Raw genomic sequence first — 18,103 nt, forward strand, 5'->3', positions numbered from 1 at the left:
ATTATCCCAGCCCATCCCTTGGCTCTCATCTCTCTCTCCTTTGATTTTCCATAATCGTTCCCACCTCTCTCTTATACTTCCTTATTCTTATTCTCTCCTTCAGAATTATTCTTCGTAATCCCTCAGACAGCTCTTCTTATAGCCTCAACCACCAACTCAACTTCTCAATCTTCCATAGACTACTGAGTCCATTTCTTACTGTCAAGCTGTTCGCTTTTTCTTTTTTTATGAAAAAATGAATTTTTGATACCAGCTAATTCATCATTTTAATTGCGGAAGATAATCGACTTTTATAACGCGCAGCCTTATTTTTGTGAATAATACCTTTTCCAGTAATTGAATCAATAGTACCTAAAGAACTGCTAAATGCATTGTGAGCCAGATTTTTGTCTCCCGCCTCTATCGCTTTTCTTACAAATTTAATAGCAGTACGCAATTTAGACCGCAAACTAACATTATATTCCCTGCGCTTGACAGCTTGCCTTGCACGCTTTCTTGCTTGTGCACTATTAGCCATAAGAACCCTTAGCTCCTTCAAAGAAAAAAGGACTAGATACTACTTTCTTTTTTTTTATATTGCAACTCACAATTTCTTTTATTTGCTTATTTGGTATTGGATATTGGCGGCTTACAATAAAACCTAGATGGGAATTCCGAATTCCGCTGTGTATTCCTTATAACATCCCCACCTTCGTTGACACATACCATAATCGACATATCCAAATTGGGAAAATATTCATTAGATCCAGGTTGCGCCGAAGTTGGTGGTACTTTTTCTCTTATCCTAGCGCATAACTCAGGTCCATCCGGCTTTAGCAAATCATCCTGCATTGCAGGTAATGGGCAAAGATTACAAGGATCTCCCGGGCACAAGCATCCAGTACAACTAGCAAACACCGTTGGTGCCAAAAAACTCAATCCAAGAGTACAAGTAAGAATCACACCAATTTTTAATGCTGAAAACATGATTATCTTTATTCTCCCGCTTAATTAGTACTTTAATTCACAAACCAATTCTGACAAAGTAAAAATCTTATCAAATTGAAATAACTAGATAGCAGATCCGGTAAAATATGAAAATATAAAATTTATTTCAAAACCTCAAGAAAATGATTTTACAGCCATTTATATAGAAAAAGGTTCGATAACTCTAATGGCAATAACAAAAAAGAATTGTCACTTCCTGATATACTTCACTATAAAGCACTTCACTACAAGTTGCGAGAAATTGAATTTGAGCGATTAATTACCTTGAAAGCCATGAAAATTAACTCAAACCTAAAAATATCTAATCTATTGGGCAAATGTACTATTCTCTTGTTCATATTTACTCTCTACACCTCAGTCTCCTCATATGCCAAAGCAGAAAATATTGAAAGCCTGCAAAAGAATGCAAGCGTTACCTATGAAAAAATGATGAAAGCAAAACAAGATGCTGATACTTCCACTAAAGATTTAGCTTTTGCTGAAAAAAAATTGACTGCAGCAAAGCAAAAATTAGCGGAAGCCGAACGAGTGACTGAATCGGCAAGGAAAAAATTGGAGCAAACTGAAATTTCAATGGAGCAAGCAGTCAATCAGTGGAAACAAGCTTCGGATGCGTTAGCGAATGAGTGGGGCAAAACTGAAGTAAGATAGGAAGAGGTAATTTTACTCTAAAAAAGAAATCATTTTAACATGAGGAATCCCAGCTTCAATAAATGCTTCCCCAGAAACTTGAAACCCAAACTTTTCATAAAATTTTACCGCAGTAATTTGCGCATTAAGCATTGCTTTTTGTATATGATGATTTCTTAATTCATCTAATATTCTTTTCAGAATCGCACTACCGTATCCTTTCCCTCGCCATTCTTTCAATACAGCCATTCTCCCGATATGTCCATCTGGCAGTAACCTTGCAGTTCCTACCGGCTTTCCCTGCATATTAAACACAAGCAAGTGCATACTGGTGACATCAAACTCATCCCATTCTAACTCTACTGGAACCCGCTGTTCATGAATAAAAACTGTTGTTCGAATACTTCGCACAGCAGGAGCCTCTTCCTCCCAATTTACAATGCGTACATGATAATCTTGGCACATAATTTCATTTTGATACGATTGAAAAGAAATTTTCAAGAGGTCAATTCAAATGGATGCCGCAATAAAATAGTATCCTCTCTATCAGGTCCAGTAGAAATCATATCAATAGGCGTCTCACACACCTCTTCCAATCTTTTTAAATAATTCTGTGCGGCTTTAGGTAGCTGATGAAATTCCTTAATGCCAGCTGTATTTTCTGCCCAGCCGGGCATTTCCTCATAAACCGGCTCGCAAGAATCTAAATCATCCGCGCCAATTGGAAGAATATTACTTTTGTTACCATCGCTCAGTCTGTATCCGATACCTAAATTAAGGCTTTCCACCCCATCCAAAACGTCAAGCTTAGTAATGCATAACCCCGTGACTCCGTTTATTTGAATAGAGCGCTTTAGCGCAACTGCATCAAACCAGCCACAACGACGCGGGCGACCTGTTGTTGATCCAAACTCATGGCCACGTGTAGCCAAATGCTTGCCTATTTCGTCATCCAATTCAGTTGGAAAAGGGCCAGATCCAACTCTTGTTGTATAGGCCTTAGTAATACCCAGTACGTACTGCAACATTTGTGGTCCAACCCCGCTACCCGGACCCGCCGCACCCGCCACGCAGTTACTCGATGTTACAAATGGATATGTGCCATGATCGATATCTAATAATGTACCTTGTGCGCCCTCAAATAATAGATTATCACCAGCTTGATGTGCTTCAAACAAAAGTTGAGGAACATCCGCTATCATTGGCTTAATTCGTTCTGATTGTGCTAATGCATCATCCATTATTCTTTGAAAGTCGATAACCGATGCGTGAAAGTAATTTTTTAGCACAAAATTATGATAATCCAGCATCTCTCCCAATTTAGCTGCAAAGCGTTCTCGATGAAACAAATCTTGTAATCGAATTGCACGGCGAGCAATTTTATCTTCGTAAGCAGGTCCGATACCACGACCCGTAGTACCAATTTTTCCCACACCTCTAGCGGCTTCACGCGCATTATCTAGCGCTATGTGACAAGGTAAAATGAGTGGACAAGCCTCACTAATCCGCAGACGCTCGGTAACATCAATACCGTTTTGCTCTAGCATATCGATCTCACTCAACAATGCTTCTGGTGAAATTACCACGCCATTTCCAATATAACAAACAACATCATCTCGCAGAATACCCGAAGGAATCAAATGCAATACAGTTTTACAATTACCTATAACTAATGTATGACCAGCATTATGTCCGCCTTGGAAGCGCACAACACCCTGCGCATGGTCCGTTAACCAGTCAACAATCTTGCCTTTTCCTTCATCTCCCCACTGAGTCCCAATGACAACCACATTTTTACTCATTTTTCATATTCTCTAAAATATCCATGGAGTTAAGTTTAATGAATTAAATCTCTTTAACTATCCATTTTCCATCATGCAGCACTAATTGTCTGTCGCAAGCCAGAAATTCATTCTTTTGTCCTGGCAACTCCATGACAACAATATGCCCTGCTTTACGTAATTGCTGAATCATATCTTCCAATTCCTTATTCTTCTTTTCAGAAGGCGCCCGTATCCCTTTTGGATATTTTTTAGGTTTCACTAATCTAGATAATTCTCTTAGATCCATACTAAAACCCGTCGCCGGTCGTGCTCGCCCAAAAATTTTCCCTATCTCATCATAGCGCCCACCAAGTGCGATAGCGTTTGAACATCCTTTCGCGTATGCAGCAAATACCATTCCGGTATGATAGTGATATCCGCGCAAATCAGCCAAATCGAATGCAACTCTATCTACCACTAGCTTCAGCTCTTTCTCAACTGCACTAAGTTCATTCAGTGCAGTCCTAATTATCGGATAATCTGGCAACCACTTCATCGCATCGGTCAAAATATTTTTATCACCATAAAGCTCAGGTAAGAGTAGCAACGCGTCGCGAGTATTTTTTTTCAGCTTTATACACAATTCCTGTAAAGTTGAAATATCTTTTGCTTGTAGAACCGAGAATAATTCGTTCTCAAGTTCTCGCGATATTCCAGCGCCTTTTATTAGTCCACGAAAAACTGCCACATGTCCAAGATCCAGGTGAATTTCACTGATACTGGAAACTGACAAACATTGCAGCATAAGGCATTGGACTTCTAAATCACTTTCCAATCCTGAATGACCGTATAGCTCAGCACCAATTTGCAAGGGCTCACGCGTTTGTGTTATTCCAGAGGGGATCGTATGCAGCACACTATTGACATAACATAGACGTGCTATGCCGTCAAAATTCAATAAATGCGCATCAATTCTTGCCACTTGAGGTGTCATATCAGCACGCAACCCCATCATTCGTCCACTCAGCTGGTCGACAACTTTGAACATTTGTAAATCCATATCGCTGCCGCTGCCAGACAATAATGACTCTACATATTCTAATAAAGGTGGCATAACCTGTTGGTAACCATGCGTCAACAGTAGATCAAGGATCTGCCGACGCGTTACTTCGATATGTAACGCCTCTACCGGTAATATATCTTCAACATATTCAGGAAGCAACCAATTATGCATGTTTAGACTGACGAAGCGCCAGCGGGAAATAAAAAATGATGTTAGGTTATGATAATAAGCAGTATTAATCCGATTAACATCGAAGTTAAACCTATGAAGCGCACCTGATTATCATTAATTTCAGTAAGTCTCCTGAATGCTTCTCTCCAGGTATTCGGAGATAAAAAAGGCAACATCCCTTCCAGAATTAGCATTAATGCAACTGCATTCAGAAAATTTTCCCACATCTACGATAACTCCTGCTTAATCAGGTATTCACATTGTCTTAGATAAAAGTACAAAAAATTAAGAGGTTCTGTCGTAAAATCGAGCATGAAAAACAACTTCGATTTTCAGAACCTCTCCATAAGCATCCACAATATTAAATCGCACAACATCATTCGATAAGAATATGCGCTGGGATACTAATTATTGCGCTTGTCAATGATAAAATAGAGCGTTAATTCATATCAGGCGCAGATATGATTACTTATTAACTGCAGGATTTTTAAGATACTTAAAGAACTCAGAAGTAGGCTCAAGAACCATCATATCTCCCTTATTCTTGAATGACTGCTTATAGGCATCAATACTACGCCAGAAAGCATAAAATTCCGAATCTTTCTGAAACGCATCAGCATAGATTGCTGCTGCCTGACTATCGCCATCACCCATTGTTTTCTGTGCCTCCCGATAAGCCTCAGCCAATATAATTTCTCGTTGTTTATCCGCGTCAGCACGTATCTTTTCCGATTCAGCAGCACCGGTTGAACGTAATTCGTTTGCCACACGTTTTCGTTCCGCCTCCATTCGTCTGTATACCGACTCACTAACTTCTTGCGGTAGATCCACACGTTTCAAACGCACATCAACAACTTCTACTCCAATAGACCTAGCATCATGGTCTGCTTTCTGACGCATAATTTCCATAATCACATCACGTTCACCTGAAACTACATCATGAACCGTGCGATTACCAAATTCGTCACGCAAACTTGCGTTGATAGTTTGAGCTAGCCGTGTCTGAGCTAATCCTTCATCCCCTCTCACGCTGATATAATACTGTTTCACATCCACAATACGCCATTTCACAAACAAATCCACCAAAACATTCTTTTTCTCAGAAGTAATAAAACGCTCCGGTTCTTCGGTATCCATTGTTAGTATACGTTTCTCAAAGAAGCGTACATTTTGCGCAATAGGAATTTTGAAATATAAGCCTGGCTCAGTTTTAACATCGATCACTTCCCCAAGTTGAAATAAGATGGCCTGTTGGCGTTCATCAACAATATAAATTGCTGAACTACCCAGAAAAAAAATTGCAATAATAATGCCTGAAAATACTGATGTAAAACTTTTCATCTATCTTATCTCCCGTTCGCGACTACGAAAAGATTCTCGTGCCCGTAAACTACTATCAGATGTTGTTTCTTGCGCCATTTGTGGCACTGGCACTGGTGAAACTGAAGTTGATCCACTCATATTAATGAGTTTATCGAGCGGCAAATACAAAAGATTGTTACCGTTCTTTTGATCAACAATAATCTTACTTGTATTAGATAATACCTGCTGCATCATATCCAGATATAAACGTTCGCGTGTTACATTTGGTGCCTTACTATATTCAGCAAGAATTTGCTCAAAACGACTAGCATCACCCTCAGAGCTTACAATTACACGTTGCTTATAACCTTCCGATTCTTGAATTAATCGAGCTGCATTACCTGCTGCCCTTGGTATGACATCATTCGCATACGCCTGTCCTTCGTTTTTTTGTCGTTCTCTATCTTGACCCGCTTTTACCGCATCATCAAATGCTGCTTGAACCTGTTCCGGCGGTTGTGCATTTTGCATTGTCACTCTACTAATCAAAATACCAATTTCATATCGATCAAGAATTCTTTGCATCAATTGTGTTGCATTAGCTGCCACTTGCTCACGTCCCTCATAAAGGACAAAATCCATTTTACTTTTACCTATGACTTCCCTGATTGCAGTTTCGGCTGCTTGAAGTACCGCTTCTTCTGGCCCTCTATTATTAAATAGAAACTTCTCCGGATCATTTAATATGTACTGCACTGCAAACTGAATATCGATGATATTTTCATCGTCGGTTAGCATTAATGCCTCGCGAAGCACCTTGCTTCTTACATTGTTCCGATAGCCAATTTCAACCGTCCGAACTTGACTAACATTCACAACTTCCACTTTCTCAACTGGATAGGGCAAATGCCAGCGCAACCCTGCCTGTGATGTATCAACATATTGACCAAATCGTAGTACAACACCTCTATGGCCTTCATCTACTATATAAAAACCACTACCCAGCCAAACCACAATCAACAAACCAAGAATCAATACAATGCTCCCACTACTTTGTGGCTTAGGCCCTTGAGCGCGTGATCCATCATCACCTCCCCCACCTTTTTTTTGTCCAAACATATTATTGATTTTTTTATTGAAATTCCGCAACACATCATCCAAGTCTGGTGGACCAGAATCGCCTTTATTTTTTCCCCATTGTGGATCATTTAATCCCATAATCATTCCTGTTTGTTCGTTCAAAAAAATCTTGCACTGAAGCACAATCTCGAAACTCATTAGTTATTTCCGTTGATTCTTCATTCATTTTTTTGTAGCTTTCCAAGATTACTTCTGCCAACGCCTGCCTTACAAACTTTAATCCCTCACCTGTTTTTGCGCTTAAACGAATGCGTGATATTCTACCATATTCATCACGCACGCAACCTGCACTGCGCGTAGTCGTGTCAATTAAATCAATTTTGTTGAGAATCAAGATTTGCGGAATAGTATCCGCATCAATTTCTTTTAATATTTTGTTAACTTCGTTAATTTGCTCATCACGATTGGAATTACTGGCATCTATCACATGAAGCAGTAAATCAGCCTGCACAGTTTCTTCAAGTGTTGCACGAAATGCGGCCACAAGCGTATGCGGCAATTCTCGAATGAACCCTACCGTATCTGAAATGACTACTGCACTACCTTCTTTAATAAATAATTTGCGCGTTGTTGTATCTAGTGTAGCGAATAGCTGATCAGCAGCATACGATTGCGCGCGAGTCAATTTGTTAAAGAAAGTTGATTTACCTGCATTGGTATAACCAACAATAGATATTGCCAACGACTTTGCTCGTTGCCTAGATCGTCTTTGAACATTTCGTTGACGCTGCAGATCCGAAAGTTTCCCTTTAAGTAATTTAACCCGTTTTTTAATTAATCTCCGATCCGTTTCCAACTGAGTCTCTCCTGGTCCACGCAAACCAATACCACCTTTTTGCCTTTCAAGGTGAGTCCAACCACGTACAAGACGTGTTACAAGATATTCGAGCTGAGCTAATTCAACTTGTAACTTTCCTTCATGACTTTGTGCACGCTGTGCAAAAATATCAAGAATCAGATTAGTACGATCAATAACATTACAATTTAAACGCAAAGATAGGTTTCGTTGCTGAGCTGGAGACAAATCATGATTAAATATCACCAATTCAGCCCCTGTCTGAAGCATCACTTGTATGATTTCTTCGACTTTACCTCTTCCGATATATGTTGTGGAATCAGGACGGGAACGTCTTCCCTCCACGACCGCCAGAACATCGAGATTATCACTGGCGGCTAACTGCTGTAACTCTTGCAAGCTATCTTGATGAGTACCACTACCAAAATCGACACCAACCAGAATTGCTGTATTAGATGTTATTAATTTATTCATGCCCAATAGGCATAATATCAGGCATCACGTGTTTCCGCCTTTTCAACAGGAATAGTAACAGCTCTTGCAGGTACCACTGTAGAGATTGCATGTTTGTACACCATTTGCGTAACCGAGTTTTTCAACAGCACTACATATTGATCGAATGAATCAATTTGTCCTTGTAACTTAATACCATTCACTAAATATATTGACACTGGAATATGCTCTTTTCGCAATATATTTAAAAATGGATCTTGCAGTAACTGTCCCTTGTTACCCATAGGTAACTCCCTCTTCTAATTATTCGTTATCGGAATAGTAACTCTACTTTATTTTTAAATGTAAATCTATATCAGATTATACTCACTCAGTATTCAGTAGAAACGTTATATCAAATTAATCGCCAACCAGAAACTTCTATTCCACATTGAAGTCATTCAGATTATTGTCATAATCTGAATGACAAGCCCGCTTTTAACCCGTAACGGTAACACAGAAGATTTCAACAATTAAAACGGTACAGGTCTGGGTGTACTATTATTTGATGGTGGAAGGATAGGCAATTTAATATCAGGTTGCTCACCCGTTAGTGTTTTCAAGAAGGCAACGATATTATCAATTTCTTTCTTATTAAGGTCTCGATCTAATTGCACTTTACCCATTATCTTTACCGCATCTTCTAATGTATTTACAGCACCATCATGAAAGTAAGGATAAGTTAATTCTATATTACGCAAAATTGGCACTTTATAAACATTCAAATCAGTATCTTTTCCAGTAACTGCTTTTCGGCCTTCCGCCTTACTTTTTGTTTCATAAGGGTGATGAACACCAAACTTCTGATACAGTGCGCCTCCTACAGCTTTCCCGTTGTGACAACCAACACAACCACTACTCTTGAATAACGCATATCCCTCAAGCTCTTGCTGATTTAAGGCTTCCTTGTCTCCTTCCAGCCATTTATCAAAACGGGATCCCGGGGTAACCAGCGTATCTTCAAAAGCCGCAATTGCCGTGGTTATTCGATCAATATCAACCTGATCTGATCCAAATGCTTTCTTGAAATAAGTACGATATTGAGGAATAGATTGTATTACATCAACAGCTATTTTATGAGTCGAGCCCATTTCTCCCGGATTAGCAATTGGACCACCAGCTTGCTCTTTCAAATCTTTAGCCCGCCCATCCCAAAACTGTGCCAAATTCATACTAGAATTTAATACAGTTGGCGCATTAATTGGTCCTTGATGCCACTTATGACCGATAGAACTCGGAAGATTATCTGTTCCACCCATACTTAAATTATGACAAGAGTTGCAAGAAATAAATCCAGACATAGATAAACGTGGATCAAAAAATAACATTTTCCCCAGCTCAACCATATTAGCATTCTCAATTTTTGCAGGTTTAATGGGCTGGATAGGCTCATTGGCTGAAGTATTAATCGAAACGGCAAGCATGCCCATCGATAAAAGTGATGCAACCAGCGTATGCATCTTCATCGGTACTCTCCCTAATTTAATTAATAATAAGCGACTGTAGTGGCGCAGTCGATTACGCCTGATAAAACACTCAAAAATGGGAAATTTATTAGAATAATGAAAAAAACCATTCACTTATATTCTCTCAACTTCATAAGAAATAAGAGTTAATGTCTCCAAACATACTTAATAAGCTTATTCTTATTCGTTTATTTCCAGTTGATCAGTCAGAGCTTTCTCTCCTGCTCCAGCTAAAGTATTCACATCATAATCAACATGTTGACAAGGATCTGTTTTTAGTAAACGCGACAACTCTGTCAATGCCCGTTTATAAACTTTACGCTTAAATTCCACAACCGAGTCTAATTCAACCCAATATTGATTCCAACGCCATGCATCAAATTCCGGATGAGTACTTCGTCGTAATGAAACATCACTATCACGCCCGACCAAACGCAGCAGATACCAAATTTGCTTCTGTCCCTTATAGTTGCCACGCCATTCACGCCTAATCCATCGATCAGGCACTTCATATCTCAACCAATCACGCGTACGTCCAACAATTTCAACATGATTTGGACGCAATCCTATTTCTTCGGTCAACTCACGATACATAGCCTGCTCCGGACTCTCTCCCGATTTAATGCCTCCCTGTGGGAATTGCCAAGAATTCTGCCTAATACGCTTACCCCAAAAAACCTCGTTTCTGGAATTCAAGAGAATAATACCAACGTTGGGGCGATATCCATTACGGTCAATCATATGAATTGTTCATTTGACCCATCAAATAGGTAGATTTTTTCATACTTTACGATAGATTGAAAGTACTCCTAAAATAAAAATTCATGTCCTTTCATGTCTCTGCTTACATAAAATAGATCGCACCGCCATAATCTATGGACCGCACCACACTATGAACAAGTATTTCAAGGTAAAATTATTATTTTATTATCATAATGGAATAGCACATGCGCGTCTCGCAATTTTTTATTTCAACACTCAAAGAAGCACCCGCGGAGGCCGAGCTAATTAGCCACAAACTTATGTTACGTGCCGGACTCATTAAGCGCCTTGGTAGTGGCCTATACACATGGATGCCTCTAGGTTTAAGAGTATTAAGAAAAATCGAAAACGTTGTACGTGAAGAAATGAATAACAGTGGTGCCGTAGAAGTTCTAATGCCTGCTATACAACCTGCAGAATTATGGCAAGAAACCGGAAGATGGGATGTGTTCGGACCACAAATGCTAAAAATCAAAGATCGTCATGAACACGATTTCTGCTTTGGCCCAACACACGAAGAAATCATCACCGATATTGTGCGTAGGGAAATCAAAAGCTATCGCCAACTACCACTCAATTTCTATCAGATACAAACCAAATTTCGTGATGAAATTAGGCCCCGCTTTGGGGTAATGCGCGCACGCGAGTTTGTCATGAAAGATGCATACTCATTTCATACGAATGAAGATAGCCTAATGCAAGCCTACCAGCTCATGCATGAAACTTACAGTCGTATTTTTACTCGTCTTGGATTGCAATTTCGCGCAGTCTCAGCTGACACGGGCGCTATAGGTGGTAGCGGTTCACATGAGTTTCACGTTTTAGCGGATTCTGGCGAGGATGCAATTGCATTCTGTCCTGACTCAGATTATGCCGCCAATATTGAATTAGCTAGCTCACCAACACTCCACCAAAATCGCAACGAACCCGATGGCAGCATGCAAAAAATTGCAACACCAGCCAAAAGAACTTGCATCGAAGTTGCAGATTTTTTAAAAATTCCATTGAACAAAACCATAAAAACACTTGCTGTAAGAGCTAATGACCGAATATTTTTATTATTATTACGTGGCGATCACCAACTAAACGAATTAAAAGTAAGGAAAATACCCTTTTTATCTGAATTTCAGTTTGCGAGTGAAGAAGATATCCTTAATGAAACTGGCACGGTACCCGGATATATTGGCCCAGTCGGGTTAAATACTTGCGTGATTGCAGATCAAGCAGTCATGAATATGAGTAATTTTGTTTGCGGCGCAAATGAAGAAGGCTTTCATCTGATGCATGTCAATTTTGATCGCGATCTCAAGCTACCAGAACATGTCTTTGATATTAGGAGCGTAATTTCTGGTGACGCATCTCCTGATGGAAAAGGCATCTTAGAAATTTGCCGAGGAATCGAGGTAGGGCATATTTTCCAATTACGTACGAAATATTCTAAAATTATGAAAGCAAGTTATTTAGATGAATCTGGATGTTCTCAATATATGGAGATGGGTTGTTATGGCATTGGCATCTCTCGTATCGTTGCTGCAGCCATTGAGCAAAATCATGATGAGCGCGGTATTATTTTTCCGACGGCAATGGCCCCATTTCAGTTAGCGATAATTCCGATTGGTTTGCAGAAAATCCCTTCCGTAAAAGAAATTGCAGAGAAACTTCATCAACAATTTACTGATGCACACATAGAAACACTTCTAGACGATCGAGATGAACGTCCTGGTGTTATGTTCGCTGATATGGAACTAATGGGTATTCCGCACCGGATTGTGATTGGAGAACGCGGACTCAAACAATCCACTATTGAGTATCAAGGCCGCAAAGACCAATCGTCCCAAGCAATTCCTATTGATAAAATTTTCTCATTCATCACTACAAAACTATGCACAGATTAGCCTTTGCAATACTCTTATTACTCTTTTCCAGTTTCACTTATGCCAATAATTCACGTTATGCGCAGCTCGCTGCTAGTACGCAGACAATCATTCTGCACGAAACGAGTGATCAAGCTGCTTCATACACAGAATATGCCGCTATAGCTGAAAATGTTGTCTGGCTCTTCAATATGAGTCGTCGCTTAGAAAAACACATACCTGATCTAATCGAACGAGAGGATTTTTTAAGAACAGTTTATTATGAAGCAACACGAGCGGGACTGGATCCCCAACTTGTACTAAGCGTCATTCAAGTTGAAAGTGGTTTTAAAAAATACGCCATTTCTCATGCAGGCGCGCGCGGCTATATGCAAATCATGCCATTTTGGATCGGCGTCATCGGTCGTCAAGATCACAACCTTTTTCATTTACGTATGAATTTACGCTACGGATGCACCATTCTTCGCCATTACCTGGATAAAGAGAACGGAGATTATTTTCGCGCACTCGGAAGATATAACGGCAGTTTAGGTCAAGCTTCTTACCCACAACTGGTATTTAATAAATGGCAGACTACTTGGCATTACACATCGTCGTAATCGAATAATTTATTAATCGACAAAACTATCAGCAATGAAAGAACAATTTCCCTCCCCCCAGAATCAGTTCGGATACGTATTATTTTTTTCTGTTGATTTTGACTCAATAAATTTTTCGATGCTCTCGCGTGAAATAATGCCCAGCTGCCGTGCAGCGGGATTACCGTCAGGATCATAAAAATACGTGCTGGGCAATAATGAAATCTCATCCAACTGCGAAGCAATTTCCCGATCGCCCAATACAATGGGATAGTTAATTGACAGTGAGCGCACAAAATTCATGATTTCTTGCGGGTCACTATCCATCGCAACGCCGATCACCATGATATCTTTGCGATCCTCGTAAAGTGAGATCAAATCAGGGATTTCTTTAAGACAGGGCGGACACCAGGTTGCCCAAAAATTAACCAGCACCCAGCGTCCCTTATAGTCTTCAAGCTTATGAAGCTCACCTGCTGCATCTTTAAATTGAAATGCCTGTACCTGAAAACTTAACAATAATACTACTGTACAAACTGATATCCTTTGTTTATATCTCATCGTATAGAAAAGTTTCCATTCAAGTTATCGTCAACCCTGCGCAACTAAACCTGAGGATGCGCCCGCTCCAGTTTGCTGCATAGTTTATTTAATGCACTCAGATATGCTTTAGCAGAAGCCACAACAATATCGGTATCTGCGCCATGCCCATTAACAATACGGTCGGATTTTTGTAACCGCACGGTTACCTCGCCTTGTGCATCGGTACCGCTGGTAATATTGTTAACGGAGTACAACTGCAGCTTTGCCTCACTCGAAAGCAATTTTTCAATCGCACGAAAAGTGGCATCTACGGGACCGCTTCCTTCAGAATCAGCGCTCATTTCATTTCCATTATCAGAAATTACCACACGTGCGTAAGGAATTTCACCCGTTTCACTATGTACAATCAATGAGATTAACCGGAAGCATTCATGCAGCACTAACTCTTCATCTGAAACCAATGCATGCAGATCCTCATCGAATATCTCATGTTTCTTATCCGCCAATTCCTTGAAGCGCATAAAAGTATTGTTGAGCATTTCTTCAGACTCCAATTCAATACCGAGTTCCATCAATCGATTTCGAAAAGCATTACGTCCCGAATGTTTTCCCAGCAATAATTTGTTTGCACCCCAGCCTACATCTTCCGCACGCATGATTTCATAGGTTTCGCGGTGTTTCAATACGCCATCCTGATGAATACCCGACTCATGTGCAAAAGCATTTGCACCCACTATCGCTTTATTGGGTTGCACCGGAAAACCGGTAATACCGGAAACCAGTTTACTTGCCGAAACAATATGTGTTGTATCGATTCTTGTATCACAAGGAAAATAATCCTGGCGAGTACGGACAGCCATCACGATTTCTTCTAAAGCGGCATTACCTGCTCTTTCTCCTAACCCATTGATAGTACATTCAACTTGGCGCGCACCATTCATCACCGCTGTCAATGAATTAGCCACAGCCATTCCTAGATCATTGTGACAATGAACCGAGAAAATTGCCTTATCTGAATTCGGAATGCGTTCACGCAAATTTCGAATAAGCGTACCGAATTGATCCGGCATGGTATAACCAACCGTATCAGGGATATTCAATGTGGTTGCTCCTGCGTCAATCACAGCTTCAAGTATATGACACAGAAAGTCTAGCTCTGAGCGACCAGCATCTTCCGGAGAGAATTCAACATTATCGGTATACTGGCGCGCCCATTTCACAGCTTTCACGGCTTGAGCAATTACCTGATCAGGTGACATTCGCAACTTTTTCTTCATATGAACCGGAGATGTTGCAATAAAAGTATGAATACGCGCTGATTGAGCACCTTTTAGCGCCTCACCCGTGCGCTGAATATCAGTTTCAATTGCACGCGCTAACCCACACACCACACTCTCCTTGACTGAATCAGCCACTGCTTTGACAGCTTCAAAATCTCCATTTGATGCTGCCGGAAAACCAGCTTCGATAACATCCACACCCATGCGCTCCAATTGCCAAGCAATACGCACCTTCTCCTCTTTAGTCATGGATGCACCCGGACTTTGTTCACCATCACGCAACGTCGTGTCAAAAATAATCAAATGCTCTTGCATTATGCTCTCCACATGAAGAAGAAATCTTAAAATAAGATAAAATTCGTTTTTCGAATTTTATAGTGAAGAAAGGAAAGTAGGGATAGAAAGTTTTAGCGCGCAGGGCGCAGTAATAAGTCCGATAGCATCATCGGGATTACCAGTAGAGACAATATATGATTATATTTTTTTTCAAGCATTATGATCAGGAATATAATTAGTTTTCCTTTTCGATGCAAGAGGAAAACTTCAGGAATTAATTGTTTCACTACCTCTTTTGCTTTTACCAAACCGCCATAACTTAATAAAATATCCCGAAAACGCATACGCCGCAAACAAAAAAAACAAAACCAGAGGCGGATGACTAGGTATCAATACAAAGAAGAACAAAACTAATAACAGCACTGTGAAAAAAGGTACCCGTCGACGTAGATTTATCTCTTTCCCGCTATAATACGGGATATTACTCACCATGGTTAATGCGGCAAACAGTGTAACGATACTTGCTAGCCATTTAACATCACTGCCTTGTATCTGAAAATTAAGCGTCACCCAAACAAACCCCGCTATCAGCGCAGCAGCAGCAGGACTGGGAAGGCCTTGAAAAAAACGCTTATCAACCACTTCTATATTAGTATTGAATCGCGCGAGCCGTAAAGCTGCACATGCACAGTATATAAATGCGACAATCCAGCCCCACTGGTCCATTTCTTTCAAGGCCCATTCGTATACTATCAATGCAGGTGCAACGCCAAATGAAACCATGTCCGACATACTATCGTATTCGGCACCAAACTCACTTTGAGTTCCAGTAAGACGTGCCACTCGACCATCCAGCCCATCAAGAACCATTGCGATGAAAACAGCAATGGCAGAATATTCAAAATTTCCATTCATTGCTTGCACAATGGCATAGAATCCAGCGAACAATGCAGCCGTTGTGAATAAATTCGGTAATAAATAGATGCCGCGCCTGCGCAATCGAGACTTGGGTACAGTACGTTCTGGTATGGAATCTGGCATTATTAGTTAATAAAAGAAAATGCTGATAATGGCAAGAATATAATTAATAGATCAGTAACCCAAAAGTACAATATAAAAACAGTATAAACACCGACTTTTGACAAGAAAATCCTACTAAAAAGTAGAAAGAGCCACTTATTAGCTTACCGTTCCAGCTTATTCTTCACGAAACTCTGCCAGAACTGTCAATGTTGCTGACACTTTATCGCCTATATTGACATTAATTTTAGTGTTTAGTGGTAAATATACATCCACTCGCGAACCAAAGCGTATAAACCCGAAACGTTGCCCACGTGCCAGATGGTCTCCTGGCGATACTTGACAAAGAATCCGCTTCGCAATAAGCCCTGCCACTTGGACGCAAGTCACATCAGCACCATTATCAGCTTTAATCCATAACGCATTTCGCTCATTTTCTAGGGATGCCTTGGGTAAATCCGCATTTACGAATTTACCTGGAAAATACCATTTATCGCGTATCTCACCGTCGATAGGGCTCCGATTGGAATGCACATTAAATACATTCATGAACACACTGATTTTGATAGCTTCCCGCTCTAAATAAGGATCCTGAGTTTTCTCAACTGCAACGATCCTGCCATCTGCCGGTGCCAATATGGCATTGCGATTAGATGGCACCTCCCTAGGGGGATCGCGGAAAAACTGCAAAACGAAAAAAACAATTACCCAGAATGGTATTGACCAGAGCCAACCAACTAAAAATACTGCACCCAATGCAGCTGAAAACGCTATCGCAATATGTAACCAACCTTCGCGAGCGATAATGGGATGAGGATAATAAGCCATAGATAAATTACTACAATAGCTCCATAAATGGAGAAATCAAAGTTATGATGATAAAAATAAGGAATTAATTTTTCCCTTGATCAACGAGTTTATTTTTCTTGATCCACGGCATCATATCACGCAACTTGGCGCCCACTTGCTCAATAGGATGCTCGGATGCAATGCGACGGCTTGATTTAAGCAAAGGCGCCCCGGCCTGATTCTCGAGAATAAATTCCCGAGCATATTCACCGGTTTGAATCTGATGCAAAATTTTCCGCATTTCGGCGCGCGTTTCGTCGGTAATAATACGCGGTCCGCGCGACACATCGCCATACTCGGCGTTATTGGAAATGGAATAGCGCATATTTGCAATTCCACCTTCATAAATCAGATCGACAATCAACTTAACTTCATGCAAACATTCGAAATAAGCCATTTCCGGAGCATATCCAGCTTCTACCAAGGTTTCAAAACCAGCTTGTATCAACGCAGTCAAACCGCCGCACAATACAACTTGCTCTCCAAACAAATCCGTTTCTGTTTCCTCTCGGAAATTTGTCTCTATCACGCCACCGCGAGTACCTCCATTAGCAGCCGCATAAGATAATGCCAAGTCGCGAGCTTTACCCGATTTGTTCTGATGTACCGCTATCAGTGTCGGTACACCACCACCCTGCAAATAAGTAGAGCGCACCAAGTGACCAGGCCCCTTTGGCGCAATCATAATGACATCGAGATCTTCACGTGGCGTTACCTGTCCATAATGAACATTAAAACCATGGGCAAAAGCCAGTGTTGCGTTTTTCTTTAACCCCGGCTCAATCTCCTTTTTATATACCGACCCAATTTCTTCATCGGGCAATAAAACCATCACAACATCAGCATTTTTAACCGCCTCAGCAACTTCCTTAACCTTCAAGCCTGCTTTTTCCGCCTTACCCCAGGACCCCCCATCTTTACGCAAACCTACGGTAACCTTAACACCCGATTCACTCAGATTATTGGCATGTGCATGTCCCTGTGAACCATAGCCCAATATAGTTACCTTTTTCTCTTTTATGAGAGATAAGTCTGCGTCTTTATCGTAATAAACTTTCATTATTTTCCTTTTAAACAAAATTGAGGTAAAACAGGAGAGCAATAGAGAGAA

The 18,103-nt window shown here is 40.5% G+C and carries 19 protein-coding genes; 3 read left to right on the forward strand and 16 right to left on the reverse strand.

Translation table 11 applies throughout. The annotated features are described in order from the left end of the window. Positions 1-253: 253 nt before the first annotated feature. Positions 254-517 (reverse strand): 30S ribosomal protein S20, encoded by a 264-nt coding sequence (gene rpsT, locus QZV86_RS03990; RefSeq protein ID WP_295624266.1) that lies wholly within the window; start codon positions 515-517, stop codon positions 254-256. 656 nt (positions 518-1,173) lie between these two features. On the opposite strand from rpsT, the gene QZV86_RS03995 reads away from it, so the two are divergent. Then, positions 1,174-1,638, forward strand: coding sequence for a hypothetical protein (locus tag QZV86_RS03995; protein WP_295624268.1), 465 nt, complete (start codon positions 1,174-1,176; stop codon positions 1,636-1,638). 12 nt (positions 1,639-1,650) lie between these two features. Here QZV86_RS03995 and QZV86_RS04000 read toward each other — a convergent pair whose 3' ends face one another. The 10 genes from QZV86_RS04000 to QZV86_RS04045 form a co-directional block, all read right to left on the reverse strand. Further along, positions 1,651-2,082 (reverse strand): GNAT family N-acetyltransferase, encoded by a 432-nt coding sequence (locus QZV86_RS04000; RefSeq protein ID WP_366925685.1) that lies wholly within the window; start codon positions 2,080-2,082, stop codon positions 1,651-1,653. Positions 2,083-2,114: 32 nt separating this feature from the next. Beyond that, positions 2,115-3,419, reverse strand: a complete 1,305-nt coding sequence (locus QZV86_RS04005) for an adenylosuccinate synthase (protein WP_295624272.1) — start codon at positions 3,417-3,419, stop codon at positions 2,115-2,117. Positions 3,420-3,462: 43 nt separating this feature from the next. Next, positions 3,463-4,614 (reverse strand): ATP phosphoribosyltransferase regulatory subunit, encoded by a 1,152-nt coding sequence (locus QZV86_RS04010; protein ID WP_295624274.1) that lies wholly within the window; start codon positions 4,612-4,614, stop codon positions 3,463-3,465. 41 nt (positions 4,615-4,655) lie between these two features. Continuing rightward, positions 4,656-4,841, reverse strand: a complete 186-nt coding sequence (locus tag QZV86_RS04015) for a DUF2065 domain-containing protein (RefSeq protein ID WP_295624276.1) — start codon at positions 4,839-4,841, stop codon at positions 4,656-4,658. A 238-nt stretch (positions 4,842-5,079) separates the two neighbouring features. Next, a complete protein-coding gene (gene hflC, locus QZV86_RS04020; RefSeq protein ID WP_293008116.1) occupies positions 5,080-5,955 on the reverse strand; it encodes a protease modulator HflC in 876 nt (291 codons plus the stop codon). Beyond that, positions 5,956-7,134, reverse strand: coding sequence for an FtsH protease activity modulator HflK (hflK, locus tag QZV86_RS04025; RefSeq protein ID WP_295624358.1), 1,179 nt, complete (start codon positions 7,132-7,134; stop codon positions 5,956-5,958). It lies immediately after the preceding gene. After that, complete coding sequence (gene hflX / locus QZV86_RS04030) at positions 7,121-8,326, reverse strand: GTPase HflX (RefSeq protein WP_295624279.1); 1,206 nt, start codon at positions 8,324-8,326, stop codon at positions 7,121-7,123. Before hflX ends, hflK begins: the two co-directional genes overlap by 14 nt. A 17-nt stretch (positions 8,327-8,343) precedes the next feature. Then, a complete protein-coding gene (hfq, locus tag QZV86_RS04035; protein ID WP_295624281.1) occupies positions 8,344-8,589 on the reverse strand; it encodes an RNA chaperone Hfq in 246 nt (81 codons plus the stop codon). A 228-nt stretch (positions 8,590-8,817) separates the two neighbouring features. Beyond that, positions 8,818-9,810, reverse strand: a complete 993-nt coding sequence (locus QZV86_RS04040; RefSeq protein ID WP_295624283.1) for a cytochrome-c peroxidase — start codon at positions 9,808-9,810, stop codon at positions 8,818-8,820. A gap of 180 nt (positions 9,811-9,990) precedes the next feature. After that, positions 9,991-10,551 (reverse strand): RNA pyrophosphohydrolase, encoded by a 561-nt coding sequence (locus QZV86_RS04045; protein ID WP_295624286.1) that lies wholly within the window; start codon positions 10,549-10,551, stop codon positions 9,991-9,993. Between the two features lie 206 nt (positions 10,552-10,757). Here QZV86_RS04045 and QZV86_RS04050 point away from each other — a divergent pair, with 206 nt between their 5' ends. Both QZV86_RS04050 and QZV86_RS04055 read left to right on the forward strand, forming a co-directional pair. Then, positions 10,758-12,467: a proline--tRNA ligase gene (locus QZV86_RS04050; RefSeq protein WP_295624288.1), complete on the forward strand. Its 1,710-nt coding sequence runs from the start codon at positions 10,758-10,760 to the stop codon at positions 12,465-12,467. Next, positions 12,455-13,045 carry a lytic transglycosylase domain-containing protein gene (locus QZV86_RS04055; protein WP_295624290.1) on the forward strand — a complete coding sequence of 197 codons (591 nt, stop codon included), beginning with the start codon at positions 12,455-12,457 and terminating at the stop codon, positions 13,043-13,045. The genes QZV86_RS04050 and QZV86_RS04055 overlap by 13 nt, the downstream gene beginning before the upstream one ends. A gap of 63 nt (positions 13,046-13,108) precedes the next feature. On the opposite strand, the gene QZV86_RS04060 is transcribed toward QZV86_RS04055, so the two are convergent. From QZV86_RS04060 to ilvC, 5 genes are all read right to left on the reverse strand, one after another. Then, positions 13,109-13,585, reverse strand: a complete 477-nt coding sequence (locus QZV86_RS04060) for a TlpA disulfide reductase family protein (protein WP_295624292.1) — start codon at positions 13,583-13,585, stop codon at positions 13,109-13,111. Positions 13,586-13,629: 44 nt separating this feature from the next. Continuing rightward, complete coding sequence (locus tag QZV86_RS04065) at positions 13,630-15,162, reverse strand: 2-isopropylmalate synthase (protein WP_295624294.1); 1,533 nt, start codon at positions 15,160-15,162, stop codon at positions 13,630-13,632. Positions 15,163-15,390: 228 nt separating this feature from the next. Continuing rightward, positions 15,391-16,164, reverse strand: coding sequence for a CDP-diacylglycerol--serine O-phosphatidyltransferase (pssA, locus tag QZV86_RS04070; protein WP_295624296.1), 774 nt, complete (start codon positions 16,162-16,164; stop codon positions 15,391-15,393). A gap of 156 nt (positions 16,165-16,320) precedes the next feature. Then, positions 16,321-16,971, reverse strand: coding sequence for a phosphatidylserine decarboxylase (locus QZV86_RS04075; RefSeq protein WP_295624298.1), 651 nt, complete (start codon positions 16,969-16,971; stop codon positions 16,321-16,323). 64 nt (positions 16,972-17,035) lie between these two features. After that, positions 17,036-18,052, reverse strand: coding sequence for a ketol-acid reductoisomerase (ilvC, locus tag QZV86_RS04080; protein ID WP_295624300.1), 1,017 nt, complete (start codon positions 18,050-18,052; stop codon positions 17,036-17,038). Positions 18,053-18,103: the final 51 nt, after the last annotated feature.

This window comes from uncultured Nitrosomonas sp. (genome assembly GCF_902826915.1).
GTDB lineage: Bacteria > Pseudomonadota > Gammaproteobacteria > Burkholderiales > Nitrosomonadaceae > Nitrosomonas.

Bases quoted from the DNA above. Each gene is read 5' to 3' on its own strand.
- rpsT (WP_295624266.1), bottom strand. From the start codon at position 517: ATGGCTAATAGTGCACAAGCAAGAAAGCGTGCAAGGCAAGCTGTCAAG.
- QZV86_RS04000 (WP_366925685.1), bottom strand. From the start codon at position 2,082: ATGTGCCAAGATTATCATGTACGCATTGTAAATTGGGAGGAAGAGGCT.
- QZV86_RS04005 (WP_295624272.1), bottom strand. From the start codon at position 3,419: ATGAGTAAAAATGTGGTTGTCATTGGGACTCAGTGGGGAGATGAAGGA.
- QZV86_RS04010 (WP_295624274.1), bottom strand. From the start codon at position 4,614: ATGCATAATTGGTTGCTTCCTGAATATGTTGAAGATATATTACCGGTA.
- QZV86_RS04015 (WP_295624276.1), bottom strand. From the start codon at position 4,841: ATGTGGGAAAATTTTCTGAATGCAGTTGCATTAATGCTAATTCTGGAA.
- hflC (WP_293008116.1), bottom strand. From the start codon at position 5,955: ATGAAAAGTTTTACATCAGTATTTTCAGGCATTATTATTGCAATTTTT.
- hflK (WP_295624358.1), bottom strand. From the start codon at position 7,134: ATGGGATTAAATGATCCACAATGGGGAAAAAATAAAGGCGATTCTGGT.
- hflX (WP_295624279.1), bottom strand. From the start codon at position 8,326: ATGAATAAATTAATAACATCTAATACAGCAATTCTGGTTGGTGTCGAT.
- hfq (WP_295624281.1), bottom strand. From the start codon at position 8,589: ATGGGTAACAAGGGACAGTTACTGCAAGATCCATTTTTAAATATATTG.
- QZV86_RS04040 (WP_295624283.1), bottom strand. From the start codon at position 9,810: ATGAAGATGCATACGCTGGTTGCATCACTTTTATCGATGGGCATGCTT.
- QZV86_RS04045 (WP_295624286.1), bottom strand. From the start codon at position 10,551: ATGATTGACCGTAATGGATATCGCCCCAACGTTGGTATTATTCTCTTG.
- QZV86_RS04050 (WP_295624288.1), top strand. From the start codon at position 10,758: ATGCGCGTCTCGCAATTTTTTATTTCAACACTCAAAGAAGCACCCGCG.
- QZV86_RS04055 (WP_295624290.1), top strand. From the start codon at position 12,455: ATGCACAGATTAGCCTTTGCAATACTCTTATTACTCTTTTCCAGTTTC.
- QZV86_RS04060 (WP_295624292.1), bottom strand. From the start codon at position 13,585: ATGAGATATAAACAAAGGATATCAGTTTGTACAGTAGTATTATTGTTA.
- QZV86_RS04065 (WP_295624294.1), bottom strand. From the start codon at position 15,162: ATGCAAGAGCATTTGATTATTTTTGACACGACGTTGCGTGATGGTGAA.
- pssA (WP_295624296.1), bottom strand. From the start codon at position 16,164: ATGCCAGATTCCATACCAGAACGTACTGTACCCAAGTCTCGATTGCGC.
- QZV86_RS04075 (WP_295624298.1), bottom strand. From the start codon at position 16,971: ATGGCTTATTATCCTCATCCCATTATCGCTCGCGAAGGTTGGTTACAT.
- ilvC (WP_295624300.1), bottom strand. From the start codon at position 18,052: ATGAAAGTTTATTACGATAAAGACGCAGACTTATCTCTCATAAAAGAG.